The sequence below is a fragment of the Nocardia panacis genome (genome assembly GCF_003598715.1).
GTDB lineage: Bacteria > Actinomycetota > Actinomycetes > Mycobacteriales > Mycobacteriaceae > Nocardia > Nocardia panacis.
In genome coordinates this window covers 1-9,170 of the sequence record NZ_QZFU01000010.1, presented here as the reverse complement: position 1 = coordinate 9,170, position 9,170 = coordinate 1, and the positions used below count along the sequence as shown (strand labels likewise).

Annotated in this window: 12 protein-coding genes; 5 read left to right on the top strand and 7 right to left on the bottom strand. The window is 66.8% G+C overall.

Features of this window, described 5'->3' with window-relative positions:
• The first annotated feature begins 9 nt into the window (after window positions 1–9).
• Window positions 10–444 (top strand): holo-ACP synthase AcpS, encoded by a 435-nt coding sequence (gene acpS / locus D5S18_RS02015; RefSeq protein WP_120037389.1) that lies wholly within the window; start codon window positions 10–12, stop codon window positions 442–444.
• On the opposite strand, the gene D5S18_RS02010 is transcribed toward acpS, so the two are convergent.
• Complete coding sequence (locus D5S18_RS02010; protein WP_239003507.1) at window positions 441–1,103, bottom strand: TetR/AcrR family transcriptional regulator; 663 nt, start codon at window positions 1,101–1,103, stop codon at window positions 441–443. The genes acpS and D5S18_RS02010 overlap by 4 nt on opposite strands.
• 154 nt (window positions 1,104–1,257) lie before the next feature.
• Window positions 1,258–1,731, bottom strand: a complete 474-nt coding sequence (bcp, locus tag D5S18_RS02005; protein ID WP_120037388.1) for a thioredoxin-dependent thiol peroxidase — start codon at window positions 1,729–1,731, stop codon at window positions 1,258–1,260.
• A 195-nt stretch (window positions 1,732–1,926) separates the two neighbouring features.
• Between bcp and D5S18_RS02000 the strand changes: the two genes are divergently transcribed.
• Complete coding sequence (locus tag D5S18_RS02000; protein WP_120037906.1) at window positions 1,927–2,148, top strand: DUF3618 domain-containing protein; 222 nt, start codon at window positions 1,927–1,929, stop codon at window positions 2,146–2,148.
• A 65-nt stretch (window positions 2,149–2,213) separates the two neighbouring features.
• On the opposite strand, the gene D5S18_RS01995 is transcribed toward D5S18_RS02000, so the two are convergent.
• Window positions 2,214–2,513, bottom strand: coding sequence for an excalibur calcium-binding domain-containing protein (locus D5S18_RS01995; RefSeq protein WP_120037386.1), 300 nt, complete (start codon window positions 2,511–2,513; stop codon window positions 2,214–2,216).
• Window positions 2,514–2,660: 147 nt separating this feature from the next.
• Here D5S18_RS01995 and D5S18_RS01990 point away from each other — a divergent pair, with 147 nt between their 5' ends.
• Entirely contained in the window at window positions 2,661–3,134 is a 474-nt protein-coding gene (locus D5S18_RS01990) for a MarR family winged helix-turn-helix transcriptional regulator (protein ID WP_120037384.1), read from the top strand.
• 10 nt (window positions 3,135–3,144) lie between these two features.
• Here the strand turns inward: D5S18_RS01990 and D5S18_RS01985 are convergent, their stop codons facing one another.
• A complete protein-coding gene (locus tag D5S18_RS01985; RefSeq protein ID WP_439651073.1) occupies window positions 3,145–3,987 on the bottom strand; it encodes a transglycosylase SLT domain-containing protein in 843 nt (280 codons plus the stop codon).
• A 517-nt stretch (window positions 3,988–4,504) separates the two neighbouring features.
• On the opposite strand from D5S18_RS01985, the gene D5S18_RS01980 reads away from it, so the two are divergent.
• Complete coding sequence (locus tag D5S18_RS01980; RefSeq protein ID WP_120037902.1) at window positions 4,505–5,668, top strand: lipase family protein; 1,164 nt, start codon at window positions 4,505–4,507, stop codon at window positions 5,666–5,668.
• Window positions 5,669–5,723: 55 nt separating this feature from the next.
• On the opposite strand, the gene D5S18_RS01975 is transcribed toward D5S18_RS01980, so the two are convergent.
• The 3 genes from D5S18_RS01975 to D5S18_RS01965 form a co-directional block, all read right to left on the bottom strand.
• The gene (locus D5S18_RS01975) at window positions 5,724–6,905 is read right to left on the bottom strand and encodes an MFS transporter (RefSeq protein WP_120037382.1); all 1,182 of its coding nucleotides are present in this window, start codon (window positions 6,903–6,905) and stop codon (window positions 5,724–5,726) included.
• A 108-nt stretch (window positions 6,906–7,013) separates the two neighbouring features.
• Window positions 7,014–8,078 carry a cobalamin-independent methionine synthase II family protein gene (locus D5S18_RS01970; protein ID WP_120037380.1) on the bottom strand — a complete coding sequence of 355 codons (1,065 nt, stop codon included), beginning with the start codon at window positions 8,076–8,078 and terminating at the stop codon, window positions 7,014–7,016.
• A gap of 124 nt (window positions 8,079–8,202) precedes the next feature.
• The gene (locus D5S18_RS01965; RefSeq protein WP_203236538.1) at window positions 8,203–8,916 is read right to left on the bottom strand and encodes a DUF899 family protein; all 714 of its coding nucleotides are present in this window, start codon (window positions 8,914–8,916) and stop codon (window positions 8,203–8,205) included.
• A gap of 127 nt (window positions 8,917–9,043) precedes the next feature.
• Here D5S18_RS01965 and D5S18_RS36320 point away from each other — a divergent pair.
• On the top strand, window positions 9,044–9,170 hold a 127-nt coding region (locus D5S18_RS36320), incomplete at its 3' end, for a Clp protease N-terminal domain-containing protein (RefSeq protein WP_147403815.1).

Genomic DNA, 9,170 nt, shown 5'->3' with positions numbered 1-9,170 from the left:
TGCGCGTTCGTGACGATCCTCGGTATCGGCCTGGACTTGGTGACCATCTCCGAGTTCGCCGAACAATTGCAGCGCGCCGGAACGACCATGCTCCGCGAGAGTTTCACCGCAGGCGAACGGCGGTATTGCGAGAGCAAGGGCACGGACCCGACGCGCAGCTACGCGGCGCGGTGGGCGGCGAAGGAGGCGGTGCTCAAGGCTTGGGCCTCCTCCCGCTTCGCCCGCCGCCCGCAGATCGGCGACAACCCGTACCCGCTGATCGAAGTGGTCAATGACGCCTGGGGCAGGCCGAGCATCAAATTGCACGGCCTGGCCGCGGAGTTCCTGCCGCGCGTGCGGGTGCACCTGTCGCTGACCCACGACGGCGACACCAGTGCGGCGATGGTGGTGTTGGAGGATCCGGGCGAACTGGCGGACCTGATCGCGGGCCGCGAGCCCAGTTAACGCCGCTCGGATTTAGCGGCCGGGCGCGCACCAGCGCGCTCGGCCGTTCCGCTGGAACGCGATTCCTTTTCCGCCACAAGCAGATACGCGACCATGAGTCGCTTCAGCTCGGTGACCGCCTCGGCGTGGCTCTGCTCGTCCTGCACCGAGAAATTCAGCATCGAATACACCACGTGCACCAGCACCTCGGCCATCATGGTGCGCCGCACGCGCGGTGTGCGCGGGGTGAGCGGCCGCAGCATCTGCGAGACCACCTCGGCGAATTCCTTCTCGTGGATGGCGCCGGTGGCTCTGGTGGACGGGGTGGACTGCATGGCCAGCCACACCTCGCGGCGCGACGGGTCGGTGACCCACAGGCTCGCCAGGTGGTCCACGAGCTGATTCATGTGCCGCAGCCAGTCCAGCGAGGGGATCTCGCCGTGGAAGTCGGCCAACTCACGCGAAACCGCCACCAGGTCTTGGCGATTGAGTTCGCACACGATGACGTACTTATTGGCGAAGAACTGGTAGAGCGTGCCGATGGGCACCTCGGCCCTGGCCGCCACCTCCTCGCAGGTGAACGATTCGAAACCGACCTCTACCAGCAGTTCTCGCGACGACGCCAGCAGCGCGTCGAATTTCCGCTTGGAACGCTCCTGGGTGGGGCGGCGGCGCGGCATGAGTTCCTGCGGGTCGTCCTGGAGTTCCAGCGCAGGATCCAGCCGCTGCTTCGACCTGGCTTCCGCGCGTACGTCCACCCGTCAAGGCTAGCGGTATGTCGACGGTCACGACACGCGCACGGCGTCTGCGTGTCCGCCCTTGGGACCCTGTGCCCTAGACCGACAGTTCCCGCCGCAGCTTCGCGACATGACCGGTGGCGCGCACGTTGTACTGGGCCACCTCGATACGCCCCTTCTCGTCCACGAGAAAGGTGGATCGGATGACGCCCACCACGGTCTTGCCGTACATCGTCTTCTCGCCGTACGCGCCGTAGGCGCTGAGCACCTCGCGGTCCGGATCGGACAGCAGCGGGAAGGTGAGGTGTTCGGTATCGCGGAATTTGGCGAGTTTGGCGGGCTTGTCGGGGGAGATGCCGAGGACCTCGATGCCCGCGCCCTCGAGGTCGGCGAGGCTGTCGCGGAAGTCGCACGCCTGCTTGGTGCAACCGGGGGTGCTCGCCGCGGGGTAGAAGTAGACGATGACCTTGCGGCCGCGGTAGTCGGACAGCGAGACATTCTTGCCGTCGGCGTCGGGCAGGGTGAATTCGGGGGCGGGATCGCCGGGGGCGAGTCGAAGGTTGTCGGTCACCCCATGCACGGTAATCGAAGCGGCTGCCCGCGCGGCTCAATCGGCACTGCGCCTGCGGCGCTCAAATCGGCACTGCCGTTCGCGGCGCTCAATCGGCACTGGCCGCCCGCGGCGGCGGAACGCTCGCGGGTCTGCGGATAGACTCGGCCCCGAATCGAGCGCGGCGCGCGCTCCGCCGAGCACAGGAGGGTGATCGTGGGGAAGGATACCGAGCGGATCGAGAAGGAGATCGAGGCCGCGCGCACTCGACTGGCGAGCACGCTGGACGAGATCGCGGTGCGTGCCGATCCGCAGCGGATCGCCGACGACACCAAGCACATGCTGCTGGCCAAGCTCAATCAGCCCAAGATCAAGTACAGCCTGATCGGCGCGGGCGCGGTGGTGGTCGGTCTGGTGCTGATCAAGATCTTCCGCTGAGCGGATCCCGAACGTGAAACACCCGGTGTGGCAATGCCACACCGGGTGTTTTCGCATTACGGGGTTCAGACCGTCGGGCAGGCCATTCCGGTGCCGTTCGGATCGAGGTGCGGGCCGTAACCGGGCTCGCCGCGAAACAGCGGCGCGCGTCCGGCCGCGCGGGCCTCGTCGCAGTTGGCGAATGCGCCCTGGGCGGAACCGGTTTGGGTCAGACCCGCGGATCCGGTCGCGCCGATGACGGAGTCGAGCCCGGACGAACCGGTTCCGGCGGAGCCGGAGGGGGCGGGACCCGCCGAGGCGACGGGGGCCGCTAGAAGCGTCAGACCCGCGGCGGCGACGCTGACGGTGAGCCGGCGAACGTTCATGTATTCCTCTGCTGTCTGGTGCGGTGATTGCGGCGTCGAGACTCGAACGCCGCATCCACTGTTGTGACGGTGGGCGCTATTGTCAACTGGCCCACCGCCCCCAGAGCTGGTTTCCATGTCAACTAAAGGCGGGTTAAACTCGCTGTCATGGTCCGGTGGCTGAGCGACGATGAACAAACGACCTGGCAGGCCTACATTCGGCTGCGCCAGCACATGGATGCCGCGATCGCGGCCGGGCTGGCGCGCGACGGTTTGTCCAATGCCGATTACGAACTGCTGGTTGCCCTTTCGGCCGCGCCGGGGGATTGCCTACGCGCCAAGGATCTCGCCGTCGAGGTCCTGTGGGAGAAGAGCAGGCTGTCCAAGCATCTCTCGCGCATGGCCGCGCGCGGTCTGGTCGACCGCCGCCCGGCCGAGGACGACGCGCGCGGCATCCTGGTCCAGTTGACCCCGCAGGGGCGTCAGGCGCTCGAGCGGGCCGCGCCCAACCATGTGGAACTGGTCCGCCACATCTTCGTCGACCCCATGTCCGCCGAGGAGGCGACGGCGCTGCGCACGCTGGCGGACAAGGTGGTGCCCGCCGCCGAGCGCACCGGCGACCTCGCCGATTGCGACCGGTAGGAAGCGGTCCTCAGTAGGCGGAGTTGACGTTGTCCATCGAGCCGTAGGTGTGCGCGGCGTAGTTGCAGGCGGCGGTGATGTTGGCGATCGGGTCGTAGATATCCCACGAGGTGCCCTCGACGTGATAGGTCTGGAAGGTCGGATCGATCACCTGCAGCAGGCCCTTGGAGGGGATGCCCGCGGCGGCATTGGAGTCCCAGAGGTTGATGGCGCGGGGGTTGCCGGTCGATTCGCGCATGACGTTGCGGTAGATGCCGTCGTAGCTGCCGGGAATGCCGCGTCCGTGCATGACGTCGAGGGCCTGACGGATCCAACCGTCGAGGTTGTCCGGGTAGGCCGGAGCGGGTGCGGGCATCGGGGCGGGAGCAGGCAGTGGGAAGGGCATCGGGGCGGGCGCGGGAGCCGGGGCCGGAGCGGCCGGGGCCGGCTCTTCCTGCGCCACCATGGTGATGCGCGACGGGACGCGATCGTCGGCCACGGAGACCGCGGAGGAGGCGCACACGGCGATCACGCCCGCGGCGGCCACGCCTGCGGCGACGATCTCGCGCAGCGAGGCGCGGCGAAGAGAGGGGAAGCGTCGGTCGAGCATGTATCGGTTCCTTGATCGGTTCGGTTCGGGTTCGAGCGGGTCGGGGCCGCGCGAATCCACGACGAGGGCGCGGTGGCGCTCGCCGATCGGTCGCGATGTGCTGTTGTGGGGTTTTGTTGTGTGGGGGATGGCCGTCCCCTGGAACGCGGTGCGGTGCGTGCCGCCCGCGCGGGTGCTCTCGGCTCCTCGGCCGACCGCGCCGCTGCGCGGAACTCCCGGTCCGGTACCGGGAGCGGAGAGTTGGCGGGGCCGTTCGGGACGCACGTTCCGTCCTTGGGCCGTTATCCGGATGGGTTTCGATAACCTCGCGGATTAACCAACTTCGGGTCGCTTTTTTCGACCCGATTGCAGAATGGTCACGGTCGGTTAACGTAGAGTTAACGAAAGGCAAACGAACGGTGCGGTTGATCTTGGAACGAAAAATCTCGCCCGGAAATCCCGCGCATACGCAGGAGGTTTGCTGCCAAACCAAATGTGAGAGAGGTCACAGAAGTTTATAGCTAACATTCAGCAACTAGTCTGGACCAGCGGTTTTGTCTTCAATGTCGCGAATCAGCAGATCTACCGGCTATCAAGATCGCTTCGCTATCGCACCAGCTCATCGACCGATGCGGCGGTTCGCTGCCGTCCGCGTCATATCGGTACCGCCGGTAGCGGCGAGAATCATTTGCCGCCAATCGATCTCGCGCACCGGGATCGGATTCGACTCCGCTGCTCCGATCGGGTTTGATGTGCCCTCGTGACCACATTTACGGCGGGTTTCACGTTCCACCGGTTTCGGATGAAGGCGTTGGCCACCGCAGTGTGCGCGGCGTTTGTCGGGGTATGCGCCCCGACGGCCGGTGCGGATCCCGCGTACCCGACGCCCGATCGTGACCCGTTCTACGCGGCGCCCGCGAATATCGGCGATCTACACCCCGGCGATGTGGTGCAGACCAGGAAGATCGACACCGGCCTCTACGCGGGCACCGACGGCTGGCAGATCTCGTTCCGCTCGACCAACTCCGGCAACAAGCCCATCATGGGCATTACGACGGTCCTGATGCCGCGCGGCGTGAAGAATCCGCCGCTCATCTCCTACCAGTCGCTCATCAACTCCCTCGGCATTCGCTGCCAGCCCTCGCAGGCGCTGTTCAACGGCGAACTCCAGGACGGCCCCACGGCCATGGTCCCGATCGCGCGCGGCTGGGCCATCTCGCTGCCCGACTACCTCGGCCCCGACGTCGCCTACGGTGCGGCCAAGATGAGCGGCATGGTCACCCTCGACAGCGTGCGCGCCGTCAAGCACGTGGCCGAACTGGGCCTATCCGACGTGCCCACCGTGCTGGCCGGCTACTCCGGCGGCGGTATGGCCACCGCGTGGGCCGCCGCCGAACAGCCCCGCTACGCCCCCGAACTGAAGCTCACCGCCGCCGTCGCGGGTGGTATTCCGGCGGATCTGGAGCAGATGGCCCGCGCCCTGGGCTTCAGCGCCCATCCCGGATTCGGTTTGGCCTTCGCCGCCGCCATGGGCCTGGAACGCGAATACCCGGACCGGCTGCCGATCTCCGATCAGCTCAACGGCGCGGGCCTGTCCTTCCGCGACGCCGAGCGCGACTCCTGCCGCCGCAAACTGCTCATCGACGGTCTGGGCCACAACGCCGACGAATTCGCCAAGACCAAGAAGCTGATGGACAGCCCGGAAGCCTTCGCCGTGCTGCACGAGAACAGCCTGCGGTACTCCGATGAGGTGCCCACCGTGCCGATGTATGTCTGGCAGGGCAAGGACGACTTCCTGACCCCGTTCGACGCGGTCTCGGACGTGGTGGACCGGTATCGCAAGGCCGGGGCGCAGGTTCAGTTCACGCCGGTGGATGTATCGGAGCATCTGACCGCCGCCGTCATCGGGTTCCCGGATGCCTGGAACTTCGTCGAGGACAAACTGCGCGCGGCCGCTGGACGCTGACCTCGTGAACCTCGGACCCGGCGGAACTTCCCGCCGGGTCCGAGTTGTTTGCGTCTCAGCGGTCCGAGGCGGCCAACGCGCGATCCGGTGTCTTTCGCGGCGCGCGCTCGGCCAGCCAACTGAGCGCGGTCAGCACGAGCGTGATCGCGACCCCGCCGAGGATGGCCACACTCGGCGCGGCGCGGGTCAGGATGGCCGCGCTCATCAGGGCCGTGAGTCCGTAGCCCACACCGGCGGCCGCATAGCTCACCGAGTAGGCCGCCGCGTGCAATTCCTCCGGAAGCCGTTCGCGCAGTGCGAGATTGCGTGAGACGATCACACCCGCCTCGAGAATTCCCGCGACCGCGAACGCCACCCCGACCCACAGGCCCGGCAGCACCGCGATCAGCGCCGCGGCCCCCGCCATCAGCACCAACAGCACCATGGAGTGCTCGCGCACCCCGCCCGGCCAGGTTCGTAGGCCGTATACGAACGCGCCGACCGCCGAGGCCGCCGCGAACGTCATCAGAATCGGCCCGGACCAGCCGACCGCGACGCCATGCGATTCCAGCAGCGCGGGCAATACCAATTCGGCGATGGCGATCAAGGCCATGGCGGCGGAGCTCGTCAGGTAGATTGGCCAGCCGGCTGCCACGGCGCGCCACGGGGATTCGTGCGTCCGTTGCGCGGGCGGCGGCGCTTTCAGGAGGAAGATCAGGATCGCCGCGACGAACCCGCAGGCGGCCGAGAGCGCCAGCGGCACGACCGGATTCACCTGCAAGGCCAAGCCGACCGCCGCGGCGGGCGCCACGGCCCAAATGATCGAGGAGAGAATCGCTTCGGCGCTGAGCGCTCTGGAAGCCTCGGTGGGGTCGACCATATTGGTCAGCATGGATCGCAGACCACCCGTCGAGGCGGCCGGACCGGCCCCCGCCACGACGGCCAGCGCGATCAGTACGGCGGGCGGGGCCGTCGGCAGTGCCGCCAATCCCGCGAAACCCAAAGACCCCGCCATGATTCCGACGGATAGTTGCCGTCGCAGCCGGTTTCGACTCAGCCACATGCCCTGCAGGATTGCCCCGAGCACCTCACCAACGATGTAGCACGCGGCCAGCGACGCGCCGAACGCGTCACCCTTCCCTGTCCCGCGCGCGAGGAACAACAACGCCAGCGGAGCCATGGCGATGGGCAGTCGACTTCCGAACGCCACCGCCGTCCACCACAGCACCTCGCGCTTGACCAGCCCTCGATAACCCATCAGCCCACCTCACGAATCCGCCCGTGCCGCAACCACATCACTCAGTACGGTAGTACTGAATGAAATTGTCGGATGCCCTATTTGCGGGCGGATTCGGAGGTGTTCAGGTCAGAGACCCAATTCCGCCGCGGCCATCTCGGTTCCCCGGATGCGAGCCGCGATCTTTGCGAAAGCGACATCGCGGGAGGTGGATTGGTCGTCGCCGAAGGGGGAGAAGCCGCAGTCGTCGCAGGTGCCGAGGCGGTCGGCCGGAAGGTGCCTGGCGGCGTTCAGGATTCGGTCGCGGACCTGTTCCGGAGTCTCGACCACCGGGTCGATCGGGTCGGTCACGCCGATGAACACGGTCGCGTCGGTGGGCAGATGATCGGCCATGACCCGCAGCGCACGATCCTGGTCCGGCTCGCTGGCGAGCTGCACATAGAATCGACCGGCCTTGAGCGAGAACAGTTTCGGCAGCAACTCGGCGTAGTCGATATCGAGGCTGTGGGTCGAATCCTGGTCGCCGCCGGGGCAGGTGTGGACGCCGATGCGCTTGCGCTCTTCCGGTGCGAACCGGTCGAGCACCCGGTTATTGAGGTCGATGAACGAATCCAGCACTCCGCCGGAGGGATCGAGCTTGAGGGAGAGCCGACCCTCGGTGAAGTCGAGCTGCACCGAATCGGCCCCGGCGTCGAGCGCGCCGCGAATATCGGCCTCCGCCCCATCGATCAGGTCATCGAGGAACTGCTCGCGGGAGTAGCCGTCGATACCGGAGGCCGGATACAGCAGGCTCAGCGCCGACGCGGCGATGACCGGTTGCTTCACCGGAACCTTCGCGTACTGCTGGGCCGTCCGCAGATAGGACTCGGTGGTGCGGCCGTAGCGGAACGGACCCGAGGTGAGTGCGGGCAGTTGGCGAGTGTGGCCGTCCGCGAAGGGAATCACCGCACCGTCCGGACCCAGATTCGACAGGCCCTCGAGCGCGTAGGTAACGAAACTCGACTTGCGCTGTTCGCCATCGGTGACGACCGGCGAGCCTGCCGCCTCCAATCGCTCGATGGTGTCCCTGACCGCGCTGTCGTATAAACCGTCCAGCGCACCGTCGTCGATCCGGCCCGCGGCGTGCTCCTGAATTCCGTTGAGCAGAGCCGTGGGACGGGGAATGCTACCGATCGATTCGGTCGGCAAGGGCATGGCGAAATCCTCTCGACGCGTGCGGGATCGAGCTGCCGACCCGGCGGTCGGCGCACAAGATCGTGGCAGATCGCCCCGGCCCGAGTGGCCGGGGCGCGCCGAAGAGGGCAATCAGGCGGAAGTTTCAGATCCGGCGTTCGCGCCCCGCGTAGTCGTTGTCCGCGTACCACTCGCCGCGTCCGGTGGGCAGCAGGTCGAGCACATTCCAGACGGGGGAGAGCAGATCGATGCCGCGCTGGGCGTCGTCCCAGAAGTTGGCGGGCAGGGTGTAGAAGTGGCGCACCGCGTTGCCCTCGGCGGTGAACACGCTGATCATCGGGCGCTGATCCCCGTCCGCGCGTTCGGCATTCATGTCGGCGTTGAAGGTGGTGTCGTGGCTGGACAGGATGCGCATGCCGTCCCAACCGCGCCGCAGCGCCCAGCCGCGCAGCTTGGGCAGCGGCGCCTTGGCGATGGCGGCGAAACCCGCGTGTCGCCCCAAATGGTGTAGCACACCGTGGAATCCGTCCACCCACATCGAACACATCGAGCAGGCCGCCGCGTCGTCCGGGTGGAACATGAGGTGATAGACAACCAAAATGTCGTGTGCGCCGAACAATTCGCGCAGGCGGGTGGCGCGCACCGGCTCGGCGACGCCCAAGTCCTGCGGTCCTTCGGCGAAGGTGTACTCCGGCAGCAGCCGACCCTGCGGCATCTTCCGTCGCGCCGCCGCCACCGCCTCGATCTGATCGCGCAGGGTGCGTTCGGCCTCGGCCAGCTCGATCCGCGCGGCGACGTAGTCCGCCGAACTGCCTTGGGGCCACATGGGTTCCATGGTGTCGATCCCCGGCTTCGTCATGTTGTCTCCTTCTGTCGGGGGTGACCCCCTTGCGTCCTGTGCCGAGCCGATTACTATTAATTAATATAGCAATCTGCTCGGGCGCCGGTTGCAGTACACGTGCCGCTGAAGTCCTAGGGGGCCACCAATGTTCGAGAGGTTCACCGACCGCGCGAGGCGTGTCGTTGTCTTGGCCCAGGAAGAGGCCCGGATGCTCAACCACAATTACATCGGTACCGAGCACATCCTGCTGGGGCTGATTCATGAGGGTAAGG

Excerpts from the sequence above, each read along its gene's own strand:
- D5S18_RS02010 (WP_239003507.1), bottom strand. The coding sequence starts at position 1,103 with ATGCCGCGCCGCCGCCCCACCCAGGAGCGTTCCAAGCGGAAATTCGAC.
- D5S18_RS01995 (WP_120037386.1), bottom strand. The coding sequence starts at position 2,513 with ATGAACGTTCGCCGGCTCACCGTCAGCGTCGCCGCCGCGGGTCTGACG.
- D5S18_RS01975 (WP_120037382.1), bottom strand. The coding sequence starts at position 6,905 with ATGGGTTATCGAGGGCTGGTCAAGCGCGAGGTGCTGTGGTGGACGGCG.
- D5S18_RS01980 (WP_120037902.1), top strand. The coding sequence starts at position 4,505 with ATGAAGGCGTTGGCCACCGCAGTGTGCGCGGCGTTTGTCGGGGTATGC.
- D5S18_RS01970 (WP_120037380.1), bottom strand. The coding sequence starts at position 8,078 with ATGCCCTTGCCGACCGAATCGATCGGTAGCATTCCCCGTCCCACGGCT.
- D5S18_RS01965 (WP_203236538.1), bottom strand. The coding sequence starts at position 8,916 with ATGACGAAGCCGGGGATCGACACCATGGAACCCATGTGGCCCCAAGGC.
- D5S18_RS01990 (WP_120037384.1), top strand. The coding sequence starts at position 2,661 with ATGGTCCGGTGGCTGAGCGACGATGAACAAACGACCTGGCAGGCCTAC.